Origin of the sequence: Sorangium sp. So ce693 (genome assembly GCF_051521375.1) — a bacterium.
Taxonomy (GTDB): domain Bacteria; phylum Myxococcota_A; class Polyangia; order Polyangiales; family Polyangiaceae; genus Sorangium; species Sorangium atrum.
This window is the reverse complement of the sequence record NZ_CP150347.1, coordinates 4,925,833-4,941,081: the sequence shown is the minus strand read 5'-3', so window position 1 is coordinate 4,941,081 and position 15,249 is coordinate 4,925,833. Positions and strand designations below refer to the sequence as shown.

Below are 15,249 nucleotides of genomic sequence, written 5' to 3'. Positions count from 1 at the left end.
GGATCATCGTGCCCGGAGGCCGTGGCGCTGGATCAGCCGGTGAACGAGCTGGCGGGAGACGCCCATCGCGTCGGCCGCGTGCGAGATGTTGCCCCCGTGCTGGCGGAGCTTCTCGGTGACGTAGGCGCGCTCCAGCTCCTCCAGCACGACCTCCCGCGCTTCGGGCAGCGGCAGCTCGAGGAGCCTGCGGAGGCGCGCGTCCCCGGGCCCTGCTGGTGCCGCGCCCGACGAACCCGCTCCGGAGAGCGCCGCGCCCGACGAAGCCGCTCCGGAGGGCGCCGCGCCCGAGGGATCGGGGCGCGCCGCTTCCGCGCTGGAGCTCCCCTGCGGCGCCGCCGGCGCAGCGCCGATGATCTCGTGGAGCAGCTCGGGGAAGAGGACGAGCCGCGCGACGGTGTTCCGGAGCTCGCGCACGTTCCCCGGCCAATCGTACGCCTCCAGCAGCGGGAGCGCGCCCGGCGGCAGGTCGGCGAGCGCGCGCGGCGGATCCCGCGCGACGAGGAAGCGCTCGACGAGGAGCGGGATGTCGTCCTTGCGCTCCCGGAGCGCGGGGACATGGACGTCCACCACCGAGAGCCGGAAGTAGAGATCGGCCCGGAACGAGCCGTCCTGGGCCTTCGCGCGCAGGTTCCGGTGCGTGGCCGCCACGATCCGCGCGTCGAAGGGGAGCCACTCGTTCGATCCGAGCCGCCGGATCTGCCGCCCCTCGATGGCGCGGAGGAGCTTCGGCTGGAGCTCGAGCGGGAGCTCGCCGATCTCGTCGATGAAGAGCGTCCCCCGGCTCGCCTGCTCGAGCAGACCCGGCCGCGCCGCCGCGGCGCCCGTGAACGCGCCCCGGGCGTGGCCGAAGAGCTCGCTCTCCACCAGGTTCGGCGCGATGGCGCCGCAGTCCACGACCACGAAGGGGCCGTCCTTGCGGCGGCTTTGCGCGTGGATCGCCCGCGCAAGCACCTCCTTGCCGGTGCCGGACTCGCCCAGCAGGAGCAGGGTCTCGTCGGTCGGGGCCGCGCGCTCCAGCCGGGCGAACAGCGCGCGCATGGGGAGGCTCCGCCCCGCGGCCTCGCCGAACGCGTCCGCGGCGGAGAGCGGCAAGACAGCCGCAGGGCCCGCAGCGCCGACGACGATCTCGGAGCCGCCGACCGTGGCGGGGACGCCCGGCGGGAGGAAGGCCTCGCGGATCCGGACGTCGCGGATCAGCGTGCCATTCTTGCTGCCCAGATCGCGCAGGAGCACCCCCTGCTCGGTCAACCGGATCTCGCAGTGCCGGCGCGACGCGCGTGGATCGGCGAGGACCAGATCGCAGTCGGCGCCCGCGCCCACGAGGAGGGGACGCAGATCGAGCGGCGTCGTGAGCGTGCGCCGGTCCGGGAGGGCGATGGTCACCGAGACGGCCGGGAGCCGGAGAGAGCGCCCCTGATCGAAGCTCGTGAGCGTGCAGGCCTCCCCGGAATCGTCGCCCATGATCGCCATGGTGCCCCTGGAGGGGGCCGCGTCAACCGGGAACCGGCGCGCGCGCGGGGCCGCAGCGGCGCCTGCAGCGCGCCGCCGGCGCGCCTGCAGGACCGCTGTCACGCCGCCGCGACAGCATCCGTCGCGCGCGCGCGACAGCTGTCCCGGCGGCGTGTCGGCGCGGCGCGCAGCGCTGGCCGAAGACGCGCGGATCAGCCTCGAAACGCGCCGATTCGTGCAGCAGACCGAGGCCGGCACATGCGTTGCGATGCGCCCCTCGAACGCGGCGAACGCGGATCGAGGAGGACACGGACATGACGTCTCGGAACAGCAGCACAGGCCACGTGGAGCACCAGGAGATCGCCGGCGCGCGGCGCGGAGGGCGGCTCGGGCTCGTCGCGCTCGCCGCGCTGGCGAGCGCCGTCTCGGCGAGCCGCCCTGCGGCCGCGGTGAGCGCCGAGCCCGGGCTGCGCGAGATCCGACTCGACCCGACCGGCGCGACCTTCCGCGCCGAGGTGATTGGCGACGAGCACTTCGACTACCTCCGGATGGCGGACGGCACCGCCGTCGTGCTCAACGACCTCTCGGGCGACTACGAGGTCGCGGAGCTCGGATCGGACGCGCGCGGCGCCCTCAAACTCGTCCCCTCCGGCGTGCTGGTCCGCGATCTCCGCGGGCACGGCGGCCCCGTGGATCCGGCGCTGCTCCAGCGCATCGACGACGAGGCGCTCGATACCTTGTGGGAGGCGGCGATCTCACGTTCCCGGGGCGCGCTCTCGTTCGCGGCGGCTCCGACGGTGATCACCGGGATCCGGCGCCCCCTGCTCACCATCCTGCTGGAGTTCACCCAGGGGGGCGGGCTCGCCACGCCAGGCGCGTTCACCGGCAGCTTCACCACCGACATCGCGTACTGGAAACAGACGATGTACGGGGGCCTCCCGGGCTCGGTGAACCATTACTATGCCGACATGTCGCGCGGGAAATTCTCCTTCACCCGCGCGAAGGAGACCCAGGGCACCGCCAACGACGGCATCGTCCGGATCAAGCTCCCGTTCGCGCACCCCAACAGCAAGAAGGATTTCTCCCTCCTTCAGCTCTACCTGAAGGAGGCGCTGGTGCTGGCGGATCCCTACGTCAACTTCGCCTCCTACGACACCAATGCAGACGGCAAGGTCCGCGGCGACGAGCTCAACGTGGTCTTCATCGTGGCCGGCTACGAGACCGCGAACACGAGCAAGACGCCATCCATCTGGGCCCATGCGAAGGGCTTCGAGGACCCGATCACCCTCGACGGGAAGGTCCTCACCGGCTATGCCGCGCTCGGCGAACGGCAGGTCCACTCCGTCGGCGGCGTGCCCACCACGATGCCGGCCACGGTGGGTGTCATCGTCCACGAGCTCGGGCACGCGGCGGTCGGCCTCCCGGATCTCTACAAGGGCCCGACCCCGCTCGGATCATGGTGCGTGATGGCGAGCGGGAGCTGGGGGAGCACGAGCGGCTCGCCCGCGGGCTCGACGCCCGTCGCGATGGGCGCCTGGAGCCGGATCCATGCCGGATTCCTAGCGCCGACGGTGATCGAGCCCGGGGCCCCGCCACAGGACATTGCCATCGTCCGGACGGCCGGCGCGGAGTTCCTCGGACAGGGCGTCGAGCCGACGATTTACAAGTTCGAGACCTCGGATCCGGACCAGTACTTCCTGATCGACAACCGCCAGAACGAGGGGTACGACCGCGGCCTGCAGCGCTGGTTCGACTTCGATGACGTCTCCGGCGGCGTGGCGATCTACCGCGTCGACGAGGCCAGGAAGGCGGGCGCCGGGAAGATCGCGGTCATGGCGAACAACCCGAGCTCACCGAGCTCCCTCGCCAACCTCTACAACGACGAGGGGGGCCGGACCTTCACGCCGCTCACCGACCCGAGCAGCGACGACGCGGACGGGCAGTTCACAGGGCTCTCGGTCACGGACTTCAACGTTTCCGGGCCGATCATGCTCGCGCACGTGAGCTACGTCCCCTTCGCCTGCAACGCGATCACCGCATCCGTGGCGGAGCACGAGATCCACGGCCGCGCCCACAAGCAGATCGTTGACCTCGGGGGCAACCAGATCTTCCTTGGATACCGCACGACGGGCGTGCAAGAGGCGCTCGGGTTCGACGAGGACGAGATCGTCACGCTCCACGTGGAGGCGCCCGGTCTGTGGAGCGTCGGGGAGTGCGACTGAGCGGCTTGGCCCCCTGCCCGCGGAAGCTCGTGACCGTCTCGATCAGCGCGCGGAGCTTCGGCTGCTCCTGCGTGCGCGCGGGAAAGTAGAGGCAGAAGCCGGGTCCCTTCGTGAGGAACGCCTCGAGCACGCGCTCCAGCCGGCGATCGGAGAGGTCGCGCTCGATGGCCTGGTCCGGCACGTACGCGAGGCCCGCCCCCGCGCACGCGAGCGCGACCATGAGCCCGATGTCGTCGGTGACGATGCCGCCGGGGACGTCGACCGTGATCGTCTTGCCCCGGCGTTCGAGCTCCCAGCGATAGACGACGCCGCTCGCGAGGAGGCGCTGGCGGATCGCGTGATGGCGCACGAGGTCCTCCGGCGTGCGCGGCCGCCCCGCCTTCGCGAGGTAGGCCGGCGAGCCGACGATCGACCACGACGAGTGGTTCGAGATCGGAACCCGCACCATGTCCTTCTCGACCGCGTCTCCGAGCCGGATGCCCGCGTCGAAGCCGGACGCCACGAGGTCGACGAAGGCATCGTCGAGCGAGACCTCGATCGACAGCTCCGGGTACGCCTCCCGCATCTGCGCCACGAGCGGGGCGACGAGCCACGCGCCGCTGATGCGCGGCGCAGTGATGCGGAGGTTGCCGGAGGGGCGCCCTCGGTAGTCGCCGAGCGCGGCGAGCGCGTCCTCGACGTCGGCGATCGCGGGCCGCAGGCGCTGAAAGAGGCTCTCGCCCGGCTCCGTGAGCGCCACGCGCCTCGTGGTCCGCTGGAACAGCACAACGCCGCACCGCCGCTCGAGGAGCTTGATCTTCTGGCTCACGGCGGTCGGGGTGACGCCGAGCGCGGCGGCCGCGGCGGTGAAGCTCTTGTGGCGGGCCACGGCGAGGAACGTCGTGAGCCCGTCGAGCGCGTCGGTCATGCTCGATCATGAACCGCAGGTTCATAAAGCATCAACATCTTCGCGCATTTTCTTCATGCTCGGGATGTTGCATCTTCCGTCGTGTGAGGGGCGCAGCGCCCCGGCCACGAAGAGGAGATCCCCATGGAAACGAGCAAGCACGAGCGGGTGTGGTTCATCACGGGCGCGTCGCGCGGCATCGGCGCGGAGATCGCGAAGGCGGCGCTCGCCGCCGGAGATCGGGTGGTCGCCACCGCGCGCGATCCGAAGAGCATCACGGACCGCTTCGGGCGGCCCGAGGCGCTCCTCCCCGTCGCGCTCGACGTGACGGACGAGGCGTCCGTCGCCGCCGCGGTCGAGGCGGCCATCGCTCGGTTCGGCCGGATCGACGTCCTCGTGAACAACGCCGGTTACGGCGTCATGGGCGCGATCGAGGAGACCTCGGGGGACGAGGTCCGGCGCGTCTTCGAGACGAACGTGTTCGGCCTCCTCGCGGTGACGCGCGCCGTGCTCCCGCAGCTCCGGAAGCAGCGCGCCGGCCAGATCCTGAACATCTCGTCGCTCGGCGGCTACCGGTCGGGCGCCGGGTTCGGCGTTTACTGCTCGACGAAGTTCGCGATCGAGGGGCTCTCGGAGGCGCTCCACGCCGAGCTCGCGCCGCTCGGCATCGCGGTGACGGTCATCGAGCCGGGCTACTTCCGGACGGAGTTCCTGGAGGCGAAGTCCGTCGTCGAGACGGGCAAGGTCATCGCCGATTATGCGGACACCGCGGGCAAGGTCCGGAGCTACGCGAAGACGGTCAGCCTCCAGCAGCCTGGCGACCCGGAGCGGCTCGCGCGCGTGGTCGTCGAGCTCTCCCGCGCGAAGAATCTCCCGCTCCGCCTCCCGCTCGGCAGCGACACCGTCGCTGCGATCGAGGCGAAGAACGCGTTCGTGGCGCAGGAGCTCGCCGCGTGGCGCGCCGTCGCGGAGTCGACGGACTTTCCGAAATGAAGCGGGGTTGACGCCCCGGAGGCACGAGCGCGCAGGGAGAGACGGGGGTCACGCGCCCGCCGCATCCGGGTCGTTCACCACGGGCGCCTCGATCTCGGGCCATCCTGACATCGGGTCCGAGAAGTCGAAGGAGCGGATCTCGTACGGGAACGCCCAGATGCACCCTTCGACGACGAGCATCGCGGCCGACGGTTCGAAGCGCATCTCCGCCCAGCAGAAGGCGATCCCGTCCTTCGCGTCATCCGGCAGGTGGTCGCGGCGCCTCCCGGTATCGAGCTCCACCACGGTCTGGCCCTGGTAGTCCTCGCCGCACACCAGGTAGTCGTGGCCGTTCGGGTGCGCCTCGACGAACAGGAAAGGGAACCAGTCGAAGTTCCTCTGCACGACGGCGATGGGATCGGCAGAGGCGGTCCTGTAGACCTCGCCCTGGGCGTAGTCCCAGGTGCCACGTCCCGTCGAGAAGCTCGACACCACGAGCCTGTACTTCCCCGTGGGGCTCGAGATCTCGCGGCGCGAGCCCTCCCGCTCGTTCTCCGGCCGGAAGAACGCCGCCTTGTCGGGCGCGCCTGCCGCGGATTCGTCCGTCATGTCTCCTCCGCGCCCACGGGCCTCGTCCGGCTGCGCTGCGCCGAGTGTACCCCGGGCGCCGGGCCCTTCGCTGTACCGGTCGCGCGACTGACACAGTGCTTTCGTGCGGCGCGTCCCCTGTGCCTTCACCGGCGAGCACCGCCTCCTTACGCTCCGGGCCATCCCCGACCGGAGCGTTCTGCGATGACCGAGCTGCTGCCCCTCCTGACCTATTGCTTCGTGATGTCGAGCACCCCTGGGCCGAACAACATGATGCTCACCGCCTCGGGCGCCAACTTCGGCTACCGCCGATCGCTGCCGCATCTCCTGGGCATCGGCGTGGGCGGCGCGGTCCAGACCTTCGTCGCCTGCCTGGGCCTCGGCGCGCTGTTCGCCGCCTACCCGGCGCTGCACGGCGTGCTGCGCGTGACCGGCGCGCTGTACCTGCTGGTGCTGGCGTGGAAGCTGACCGGCGGCGCCGCGGTCAAGGGCGCCGAGGTGCCGCGGCCGCTGTCGTTCGCGCAGGGGGCGCTGTTCCAGGCCGTCAACCCGAAGAGCTGGGTCAAGGCGATCACGGTGGCCTCGGTGTTCATGCCGTCGGGCATGGGCGTGGCGAGCGGCGCCCTGCTCGTGTCCGTCGTCAGCCTCGCCATCACCTTTCCGTGCACCTCGGCGTGGGCGCTGTTCGGCGTGGCGATCCGGCGATTTCTGACCGATGCGCGACGGCACAGGCTGTTCAATGGCATCATGGCCGGCGCGCTGGCGGTGCTGGCGCTCCTGTTCCTGCGTTGACCCATGTTCTCGCTCGACCGCGACTCCGCCGTTCCCCTGGCCGACCAGATCGAGGCGCGGCTGCGCGCGCTGATCGAGGGCGCGCAGCTGCCGCCCGGCGCGCGGCTGACGTCGATCCGCCAGCTGGCGGCGCAGCTCGGCGTGAGCCCCAACACCGTGGTGACGGCCTACGATCGGCTGGTGGCGGCCGGGCTTCTCGAGTCGCGAGGCACGGCCGGGTTCTTCGTGTGCGAGGCGGCCTCGGCCATGCCCAGCGAGGCGTGGCTGGAGGCCGGCGAGGAGCAGGAGCCGGTGTGGCTGGCGCAGCAGTCCAACGACCAGCGCGCCGGCGTGCTGCTGGCCAGCAGCGGCGCGCTGCCGGCGAGCTGGCTGAGCGACGCCATCCCTGCGACGGTTCTCCAGCGCGCGCTCGCCCGCAACGACGCCGGCATGGCGGCGCGCTGTCCGCCGCAGGGGCTACCCGAGCTGCGGGAGCGCATCGCGATGCTGATGCGCTCCCAGGGCCTCGCGGCCGACGCGGGCCGCGTGCTCACGACCTGGGGCGGCACCCATGCGATCGACCTGATCTGCCGGGCCTACCTCCAGCCAGGCGACGCGGTGCTGGTGGAAAACCCGGGCTATTTCCTGTTGTTCGGCCGCCTGCGGCAGGCGGGCTACCGCCTCGTCCCGGTGGCGCGAACGCCGGACGGCGTGGATCCGGGGACGCTGGAGGCGGCGTGCCGCGAGCACCGGCCCAAGCTCATGTTCCTCCAGAGCGTGCTGCACAACCCGACCGGCTGGGGCTCGAGCGCCGCCAACCTGCACCGCGTGCTGACGATCGCGCACCAGCACGGTGTCCTCATCGCCGAGGACGACGTGCACGGTCACTTCCACCCCGGGCATCCCACGCGGCTGGCGCAGCTCTCGGGGCTGGACGGGGTCATCTATTACTCCAGCTTCTGCAAGGCGCTGAGCCCGGCGCTGCGCCTCGGCTACATCGCGGCCGAGCCAGGGCGGCTGAAGCCCCTCTTGCGCGAGAAGATCTATTCGGTGCTGACGACCGGCGCGCTGAACGAGCTCGTGCTCCTGGAGGTGCTGTCGGCCGGCAGGTGGCGCAAGCACATCGATCGGCTGCAGCAGAAGCTCGGCGCGGCACGGAACGCAGCGGCGCGCCGGCTGCGCGACGCCGGCGTGCTGCTGGACCACCCGGGTGAAGGCGGGCTGTTCCTCTGGGGCGCGGCGCCGCGCGGGGTGGACGTCGACGAGCTGGTGCAGGACGCGTACCTCAACAAGATCCTGCTGGCGCGCGGGGCGACGTTCATGGCGGATGGGGCGGGCGATCCGCATATCCGGTTCAATGTGGTGTTCAGCCAGCATGTGCGGGTGGCGGAGTACCTGGGTCCGCGGTTTGCGGCCGTGGCGAGCGCGCGGGGGGCGATGGAGAGGGCGGTGGTAGGGGTTTAGCGGGCATCGGCGTTGACCAAGCTCGTTCGGTCATTGAAGCCCGCCCCCCATCGATCACCAGCGTGAACGTGAACGTTTACGTGAACGTTTACGTAAACGTTTACGTAAACGTTTACGTGGTCGTGGTCGTGGTCGTGGTCGTCCACGGCCAACCGTTGACGACCACGACCACGACCACGACCACGATTACGACCACGACCACGACCACGATTACGACCACGTAAACGTTCGATGTAGGAGAACGCGGCGCGAAGCTTGGTTAACGCCTATGGCGCGTAGCGGGGGGAGAGGGTCCCCGCGAGCGGGGTACAGAGTCCACTCTCCGCATCGCGGAGCATACGAAACGTCAAAGCGTTCGCCCGGTCAAGCGCGCTGCGGGACGCGCCCCGTTCCAGCTTAACGACCATCTGGTATGGTCTTCTGTTGCGCTCCATGGCGCGTCCCCAGCACGGGACGGCTGCCCCTCCTCCAGCCCCTGACGAGGTACTACATGTCCACCATCGGTCGTCGCCATCATCGTCGTCTGGTCCCCTTCCTTTCCCTCGCCGTGCTCGCGGTCGCAGGCTGCGGGGCTGGGGCGGAGCCTGAACCCCTCGCCTCGGATGCGCTCGAGGAGGGGGCGCTGGAGGTGAACTCGGCGCCATTGGCCCACCACCACGCCAAAAAGAAGAAGTGCCGCCGCCACGTCGGCGTCCACGCGGAGTGGTCCTCGGTGGCACCGCTGCCGGTGGCGCGAGAGCGGCACATCGCCCTGCTCATGCCGGACGGCCAGGTGTTGGTCGCCGGCGGCAGCGGCGATTACCCCTACCCCACGACGGTTGATTTCTACAATCCCGCCGCTGACACGTGGACGACCGGTGACACGCTGCCCTACCCCATGTCCCCCGTTGGCGCGGCGCTCCTCCAGGACGGCAGGGTGCTCTTCAGCCCAGGCGGGCTTGTCTACGATCCGATCACGGGCACGACGGCGAGCGTCCCGCTCACGCCCGGCGAGGCGGCCCGTGGTTGGGAGTTCGCTTATACCGCGCTCACCCTCCTGCCGGACGGGCGGGTGTTGCGCACGGGCGGCAGCGACGACGACCGGAGCCTCAAGGAGGCCGTGCTCTACGACCCCGCCACGAACACATGGTCCAGCGCAGCGTCGATGTCGGTGACCCGCTACCTTCATACGTCGACGCTGCTCCAGGACGGGCGCGTGCTCGTCGTCGGCGGCTACACGTTGAACGGCAACGAGATGCCCCAGGGCCGCACCAGCGTGGAGATCTACGATCCGGCCACGGGCGCCTGGGCGGCGGCGGCGCCGACGAACCTGCCCCGCATGCAGCACACGGCCACGCTGCTGCCGAGCGGGCGCGTGCTGGTGGCGGGCGGCGGCGGCAGGATCTACGGCGGCACCGACGAGGAAATCGAGATCCTCGTCGACGCCGGAGAGACCGCCGAGATCTACGATCCCGCGAACGACACGTGGACGTTGACCGCGCCGCCGAACTTCCTCCACACGTGGGCTTCCGCCGTCGCGCCCATGTCCCACGGCCGCGTGATGGCCGTCGGCAGCGACGGCGCCGAGATCTACAAGGAGGCGAACGGCAGCTGGACCGCGATCGACGAGCCGATCCAGAGGGGCTTCCACACCGCGACGACCCTGCAAGACGGCTCGGTCCTCATCACGGGCGGGTATGACGCGACCTACTTCAGCAATCCGCCAACCCTCGCGAGCGTGGAACGGTACGGAGGCTGCAAGAACTAGAAGAAGCATTGATGCACACACGCCGCTGCGCGCGGCTCGCCTCGCGCGAGGCGAGGAACGAGGCGACCTGTCTCACGCCCCGGCCTCGCGCCCGTCGCGGCCATGCCAGCAGGAAACCTCCAGCCTGTCCCCCAGCGGGATCTCCACCGACCCGTAGCCGCTGCCCGCGCCGCGCACGTACTCGAGGTACGGCCGCAGGTCATCCGGCGCGATGTCGAGATCGTCCGCAACGATGAGCGCGCCCCTCCGCAACCGGGGCTCGAGCATCTGGAGCACCGGCAAATAAAGGTTCTTCCATCCGTCCAGCAGAACGAAGTCGATCGGCCCCTCCACGTCCCGCAGCGTCACCAGCGCGTCTCCCTCGCGGATCTCGATGAGCTCCCCGAGCCCGCTCTCCTCGAGGTTGTGCCGCGCACGCCGAACCTTCTCCGGGTGCATCTCGCTGCCGATCACCCGCCCGCCGCCCCCGGCATCGCGGACGGCCGCGGCCAGGAACACCGTCGAGATCCCGAACGACGTGCCGAACTCCACCACCGTGCGCGCCCTCGTCGCGAAGGCGAGCAAGTGCAGCAGCCGCCCGACCTCGCGGGAAACCGGCAGATACGCGTCGGCGAGCATGTGGGCGAGCCTCTCGGGGTCGGGGCTCGGCCCGCGGCGCTCCAGGTCGCCGCGGACGCGGGCGATGATGCCCGGATCGCCGCTGTCGGCGTCCTGGAAGAGGCGGTCGAGGGTCCTTTGAACGCGCGGCGAATCGAGGGTGGTGCTCATGATGACGGGTCTCCTCCGGGCAGGCCCATGGCGACGGCTCCCCTGCCCTCGCGGCTGCCCTGGTCGACACCCAACCTGCGCCCGAACAGACATGACTTCCAGTGCATCTACGGTAAGTTATTGCTGCGTCCCATGCACTCCATGGATCTGAACCTGCTCGTCGCGCTCGACGTGCTCCTCGAGGAAGAGAGCGTCCTCTTGGCCGCGAAGCGGATGCACCTCAGCCCCTCGGCCATGAGCCGCACGCTCGCGCGCGTCCGCGAGGCCGTGGGCGACCCGATCCTCGTGCGCGCCGGCCGGCGGCTCGTGCCCACGCCGCGCGCCGCGGAGCTGCGCCCGCGCGTGCGCGCGGTGGTCGCCTCGGCCAGCGCGGTCCTCCGCGAGCGGGGCGCGCTCGACGTCGCCGCGCTCACCCGCAGCTTCGCCGTCAGGACCAGCGACGGCTTGCTCGGGCTCGTCGGCGCCCCGCTCCTCGACGCCCTGAGGGCCGAGGCCCCGGGCGTCACGGTCCGCTTCCTCCCCGAGGGCGACGAGGACGTCGCCGCGCTCCGGGAGGGCCGGATCGATCTCGACATTGGCATCATCGGCGACATGGGCCCGGAGATCCGCGTGCAGGCGCTCGTCAAGGACCGCTTCGTTGGCGTGGTGCGCCGCGGCAGCCCGCTCGCGTCCGGCAAGGTGACGCTGCAGCGGTTCGTCGAGCACGCGCACCTCGGCGTCTCCAGGCTGGGCAAGACCTGGGGGCCCATCGACGAGGCCCTCAAGAAGAAAGGGCTCGCCCGGACCACCGCGGCCGTGGCGTCAGGCCACTACGCGGCGCTGTGCCTCCTCGCCAGCTCCGACCTCGTCGGCGCGTTCCCATCGAACTGGCTCGCGCACGCGGCCCCGCGCTTCGATCTCGTCACGTTCCCGCTGCCCGTGACCACGCCGGCCATCACCATCTCGCAGGCGTGGCACCCCCGCTTCGACGCCGACCCCGCGCACCGATGGCTGCGCGACCGGCTCCGCCGCGTCTGCCGGTCGCTGGCGGAGTTCAGGGCGTAGCCGCGCCCGGCCCAGCAGCGCCGATTCGGGGCGTGTGAACGTCGATCATGTCGACCGCGTCGACCCGTGAGCAAGCAGCGCTGTGACGTGGAGGCGATCCCCTTCGACACATGAAAAGATGCTGGGATCACGCAACTTTTCTAGAAGAGCCGGATCGCAGTTGTCAGGGTGTCCTCTCACCCCGAGGCAGGCCCGGCAGTTGGGGCTTGACGCCTCCGAGCGGTTGGATTTCCTTCTCGCCCAGCAGCGTCAATACGTGGACGTCGCCAGCGATGTTCACGCCGAGCGCGTTCTCACAGGATGCGAGCTCGAACACGAGGACAGTGATGAACTTGCGAATGCTAACGTCTCCCGTTGCATCGGTATGGTTTGCGGTCACGGTGATCGCCTGCGCGCCCAGCAACCAGGGCACCCAGGTCGGCTCGCCCGGTCCGGCGAGCTCCGCGACTCCGGCCGACAGCGCCGCTCCGGCCACCACCGCGAGCCCGAGCGGCACGGCCCAGGCGCCCGCCCCGGCGGAGCCTGCGCCCCTCGGTCCGCCGCTCAAGCCCGCTGCCAAGGGAGCGTTCGCGACGGGTGAGTATCGCAACCTGTTCGCCGAGCTCGGACACAAGCCCGCCGAGATCGACGCCAAGATTGCGAAGGCCTACGAGCAGCTGTTCCACGGCGACCCCAAGGAGCAGGCCGTCCTGTTCCCGGCGGGGAAGAACGCGAACGGCCCCAAGGCGTACATCATGGACATCGGCAACAACGATGTTCGCTCCGAGGGGATGTCGTACGGCATGATGATCGCCGTGCAGGTCGATCGCAAAGACGACTTCGACGCCCTGTGGAACTGGGCCAAGTCCCACATGTACCATGCGGATCCGAAGCACCCCGGCTTCGGCTACTTCTCGTGGCAGATGCACCCGGACGGCACGGCCATGGATGAGAATCCCGCGCCGGACGCGGAGGAGTATTTCGCCACCGCGCTGCTGTTCGCGTCGAACCGCTGGGGGAACGGCAAGGGGATCTACGACTACAAGAAGGAAGCCTTCGCCATCCTCGACGCGATGAAGAACCGGAAGCCGATCACCGGGCCGGTCAACAAGGACAAGCGCAAGACGACGCTGCACTCGCTCTTCAACACCGAGCACAAGATGGTGCGGTTCACGCCCGACGCGGACAACTTCGCGAAGAACGGCGATCACACGGACCCGTCGTATCACCTGCCGGCGTTCTACGATCTCTGGGCGGCCTGGGGCCCCGAGGCGGATCGCGCGTTCTGGGCCGAGGCGGCCAAGGCGAGCCGCGATTACTTCGTCAAGACGACCCACCCGAAGACCGGGCTCGCTCCCGATTATGCCAACTTCGACGGCACCCCCAAGGGCGCCTCGTGGGACGCGGGGACCGCCAACTTCCGTCAGGACGCGTTCCGCACCGCGATCAACTGGTCGGTGGACGCGGCGTGGTGGGCGAAGGATCCGCGGCAGACCGAGCTGAGCGATCGCCTCCTCGCGTTCTTCGAGGCGCAGGGCCCCAAGTACAAGGGCAACTTCACCCTCGAGGGCAAGCCCACCGTCGACTACGACTCGCTCGGGCTCGTGTCGGCGAACGCCGTCGCGGCGCTGGCGGCTACCCATCCGCGGGCCTGGCGCTTCGTCGAAGAGCTGTATCAGCGCGAGGCGCCCACCGGCAAGTGGCGGTACTACGACGGCATGCTGTACACGATGTCGCTGCTTCACCTGAGCGGCAAATTCCGCATCATCACGCCGCAGGAGCATGCCGCGGCGCCGGCTGCCGGGAAGGCGCCGGCTGCCGGGAAGGCGCCGGCTGCCGGGAAGGCGCCGGCTGCCGGGAAGGCGCCGGCTGCCGGGAAGGCGCCGGCTGCCGGGAAGGCGCCGGCCGCGGCGCCGGCTGCCGCTGCTGCGAAGAAGTAGCTCGGCGGGCGTGGGGCGCTCGGATCACTCCGGTGATCGCGGCGCCCGACGCCGACTCCCCTCGCAAGGCCTGTCCCGCCGGGAGGTAGCGTTCCCGGACCTACACCGCGTCGCCGCGAGGCTGTCCTGCGCCCCCCTGGATCACCGAGCGACGCCGCGGAGCTCCAGCTCGCCTCCCGGCGAGCGCGCCGCGAGCACCGTGATCGTCGCAGAGGCCGACGGCCCGAACAGCTCGAACGCCGAGAGCCCGGGGACCTCGACCGCGGGCGCCGAGAGATCGGCCGGCCTCCGCCGCAAGGACGCATTGCCGTCCGCAGGCCGCTCCACCCACTCGATGAGCTCGCCGCGGACCTCGGGGAGCACGTACGGCCGGCCCGACTGCTCGATGCTCGCGGCCAAGGCGTCGCCGTCCGCAGGAGCGGTGATGTCCCCGATCCGCAGATCGAACTGCTCGAACTTGGGCTCCGGATGAAACGGCGCCCATTCGAGATAAGCCACCCCCCTCTCTCCAGCGCCGAGCATCGGGAAGGACTGTTTGCCTTCCCGGGAGCGCCGGGTGGCGCGCCTCGTGCGCCGGTCATAGACCACGATGTCCGCGAGATCGCGCGCGTCCTCGTCGAAGCGGCCGTCGGGATCCTCGGAGAAATCAGCGAAGGCGACGTGCGTCGCCGAGATGTCCGGGAAGCGCTGCTGGCCCGGGCCGGACGCGATCTGGACCGCCTCCTCCTCGCCGATCTCGTACAGGAAGACGTCCGTGTCGCCGCTCTCGTCCGCGGTCAGCCAGCCTGTCAGCACAACGGCGTCTCCCTCCACGCGCGGCTCGCCCGCGTGATCGAACGGGCCGCGGATCGTCTGCGTCTGGCCACCCCGGCGCACGCGCACCACGCGTGTTCCGCTGTCCGTCGCCTCCCAGACCACGACGTCGCCGGCGAGCGCAGGCCGGCGGGGCGTCTCGGCGGCCGGCGCGAGGAGGAGCTCTTCGCCCGTACCGAGATCACGCAGCCTCAGAGCGCCGCTCGCGTCGCCGGCCTCGCGCGCCGCGACGTAGGCCAGCCAGCAGCCGTCGATCGCGTAGGGGGGAGCTCCGGGCGCCTGCGGGGCGCCTGTGTCGACGTCCGAGGCGAAGACGGCGACGCCGTCGGCCGCGGAGGCATCGCATGCAGCGGGCGGGGGCGGCTCGGTGGGGGCGCCACCTCCGCCGTCCGGCGGGTGCGCCGGCGATCCGTCGACGGCCGCAGGCGAGCAGCCCGCGACGAGCAACGCGAGGGCGAACCGCCCGCTCCACCCACGGCGAGGGCTCGGTCCTCGAGGGTGGCAGGGGCGCGGGAGGATCGGAAAGACCATTTGTCCTGCCGCGCGGCCTCGCTGGTGCTCTTCCTCGAGCCTCGATGTGTTCAGTGCTCCGGAACCGCTGCCCTT

14 protein-coding genes are annotated in these 15,249 nt (G+C 70.6%); 8 read left to right on the top strand and 6 right to left on the bottom strand.

Annotated features, from left to right (window positions below):
• Positions 1-3: 3 nt before the first annotated feature.
• The gene (locus tag WMF14_RS18460) at positions 4-1,461 is read right to left on the bottom strand and encodes a sigma 54-interacting transcriptional regulator (RefSeq protein WP_437802608.1); all 1,458 of its coding nucleotides are present in this window, start codon (positions 1,459-1,461) and stop codon (positions 4-6) included.
• A 302-nt stretch (positions 1,462-1,763) separates the two neighbouring features.
• Here WMF14_RS18460 and WMF14_RS18455 point away from each other — a divergent pair, with 302 nt between their 5' ends.
• Complete coding sequence (locus tag WMF14_RS18455; protein WP_437802606.1) at positions 1,764-3,671, top strand: M6 family metalloprotease domain-containing protein; 1,908 nt, start codon at positions 1,764-1,766, stop codon at positions 3,669-3,671.
• Here the strand turns inward: WMF14_RS18455 and WMF14_RS18450 are convergent.
• Positions 3,619-4,578: a LysR substrate-binding domain-containing protein gene (locus WMF14_RS18450; RefSeq protein WP_437802604.1), complete on the bottom strand. Its 960-nt coding sequence runs from the start codon at positions 4,576-4,578 to the stop codon at positions 3,619-3,621. The two genes, WMF14_RS18455 and WMF14_RS18450, sit on opposite strands and share 53 nt — an antisense overlap.
• A 123-nt stretch (positions 4,579-4,701) precedes the next feature.
• Here WMF14_RS18450 and WMF14_RS18445 point away from each other — a divergent pair, with 123 nt between their 5' ends.
• Entirely contained in the window at positions 4,702-5,550 is an 849-nt protein-coding gene (locus WMF14_RS18445) for an oxidoreductase (RefSeq protein ID WP_437802602.1), read from the top strand.
• Between the two features lie 48 nt (positions 5,551-5,598).
• On the opposite strand, the gene WMF14_RS18440 is transcribed toward WMF14_RS18445, so the two are convergent.
• Positions 5,599-6,138, bottom strand: a complete 540-nt coding sequence (locus WMF14_RS18440) for a hypothetical protein (protein ID WP_437802600.1) — start codon at positions 6,136-6,138, stop codon at positions 5,599-5,601.
• A 183-nt stretch (positions 6,139-6,321) separates the two neighbouring features.
• Here WMF14_RS18440 and WMF14_RS18435 point away from each other — a divergent pair, with 183 nt between their 5' ends.
• The 4 genes from WMF14_RS18435 (at position 6,322) to WMF14_RS18420 (ending at position 10,099) form a co-directional block, all read left to right on the top strand.
• Entirely contained in the window at positions 6,322-6,909 is a 588-nt protein-coding gene (locus WMF14_RS18435) for a LysE family translocator (RefSeq protein WP_272098467.1), read from the top strand.
• Positions 6,910-6,912: 3 nt separating this feature from the next.
• Positions 6,913-8,352 carry a PLP-dependent aminotransferase family protein gene (locus WMF14_RS18430; RefSeq protein WP_437802598.1) on the top strand — a complete coding sequence of 480 codons (1,440 nt, stop codon included), beginning with the start codon at positions 6,913-6,915 and terminating at the stop codon, positions 8,350-8,352.
• A 62-nt stretch (positions 8,353-8,414) separates the two neighbouring features.
• Positions 8,415-8,576 carry a hypothetical protein gene (locus WMF14_RS18425; protein ID WP_437802597.1) on the top strand — a complete coding sequence of 54 codons (162 nt, stop codon included), beginning with the start codon at positions 8,415-8,417 and terminating at the stop codon, positions 8,574-8,576.
• Between the two features lie 266 nt (positions 8,577-8,842).
• Positions 8,843-10,099, top strand: a complete 1,257-nt coding sequence (locus WMF14_RS18420) for a Kelch repeat-containing protein (protein ID WP_437802595.1) — start codon at positions 8,843-8,845, stop codon at positions 10,097-10,099.
• Positions 10,100-10,171: 72 nt separating this feature from the next.
• Here the strand turns inward: WMF14_RS18420 and WMF14_RS18415 are convergent, their stop codons facing one another.
• On the bottom strand, positions 10,172-10,867 hold the full coding sequence (locus WMF14_RS18415) for an O-methyltransferase (RefSeq protein WP_437802593.1): 696 nt from the start codon (positions 10,865-10,867) through the stop codon (positions 10,172-10,174).
• 132 nt (positions 10,868-10,999) lie between these two features.
• Between WMF14_RS18415 and WMF14_RS18410 the strand changes: the two genes are divergently transcribed.
• Positions 11,000-11,911, top strand: a complete 912-nt coding sequence (locus WMF14_RS18410) for a LysR family transcriptional regulator (RefSeq protein WP_437804232.1) — start codon at positions 11,000-11,002, stop codon at positions 11,909-11,911.
• 163 nt (positions 11,912-12,074) lie between these two features.
• Here the strand turns inward: WMF14_RS18410 and WMF14_RS18405 are convergent, their stop codons facing one another.
• Positions 12,075-12,323 carry a hypothetical protein gene (locus WMF14_RS18405; RefSeq protein WP_437802591.1) on the bottom strand — a complete coding sequence of 83 codons (249 nt, stop codon included), beginning with the start codon at positions 12,321-12,323 and terminating at the stop codon, positions 12,075-12,077.
• Here WMF14_RS18405 and WMF14_RS18400 point away from each other — a divergent pair.
• Positions 12,292-13,830, top strand: a complete 1,539-nt coding sequence (locus WMF14_RS18400) for a glycosyl hydrolase family 8 (RefSeq protein WP_437802589.1) — start codon at positions 12,292-12,294, stop codon at positions 13,828-13,830. The genes WMF14_RS18405 and WMF14_RS18400 overlap by 32 nt on opposite strands.
• A 141-nt stretch (positions 13,831-13,971) precedes the next feature.
• On the opposite strand, the gene WMF14_RS18395 is transcribed toward WMF14_RS18400, so the two are convergent.
• Positions 13,972-15,174, bottom strand: coding sequence for a hypothetical protein (locus tag WMF14_RS18395; protein ID WP_437802587.1), 1,203 nt, complete (start codon positions 15,172-15,174; stop codon positions 13,972-13,974).
• Positions 15,175-15,249: the final 75 nt, after the last annotated feature.

Excerpts from the sequence above, each read along its gene's own strand:
- WMF14_RS18445 (WP_437802602.1), top strand. The coding sequence starts at position 4,702 with ATGGAAACGAGCAAGCACGAGCGGGTGTGGTTCATCACGGGCGCGTCG.
- WMF14_RS18420 (WP_437802595.1), top strand. The coding sequence starts at position 8,843 with ATGTCCACCATCGGTCGTCGCCATCATCGTCGTCTGGTCCCCTTCCTT.
- WMF14_RS18430 (WP_437802598.1), top strand. The coding sequence starts at position 6,913 with ATGTTCTCGCTCGACCGCGACTCCGCCGTTCCCCTGGCCGACCAGATC.
- WMF14_RS18440 (WP_437802600.1), bottom strand. The coding sequence starts at position 6,138 with ATGACGGACGAATCCGCGGCAGGCGCGCCCGACAAGGCGGCGTTCTTC.
- WMF14_RS18435 (WP_272098467.1), top strand. The coding sequence starts at position 6,322 with ATGACCGAGCTGCTGCCCCTCCTGACCTATTGCTTCGTGATGTCGAGC.
- WMF14_RS18455 (WP_437802606.1), top strand. The coding sequence starts at position 1,764 with ATGACGTCTCGGAACAGCAGCACAGGCCACGTGGAGCACCAGGAGATC.
- WMF14_RS18395 (WP_437802587.1), bottom strand. The coding sequence starts at position 15,174 with ATGGTCTTTCCGATCCTCCCGCGCCCCTGCCACCCTCGAGGACCGAGC.
- WMF14_RS18450 (WP_437802604.1), bottom strand. The coding sequence starts at position 4,578 with ATGACCGACGCGCTCGACGGGCTCACGACGTTCCTCGCCGTGGCCCGC.
- WMF14_RS18410 (WP_437804232.1), top strand. The coding sequence starts at position 11,000 with ATGCACTCCATGGATCTGAACCTGCTCGTCGCGCTCGACGTGCTCCTC.
- WMF14_RS18415 (WP_437802593.1), bottom strand. The coding sequence starts at position 10,867 with ATGAGCACCACCCTCGATTCGCCGCGCGTTCAAAGGACCCTCGACCGC.
- WMF14_RS18460 (WP_437802608.1), bottom strand. The coding sequence starts at position 1,461 with ATGGGCGACGATTCCGGGGAGGCCTGCACGCTCACGAGCTTCGATCAG.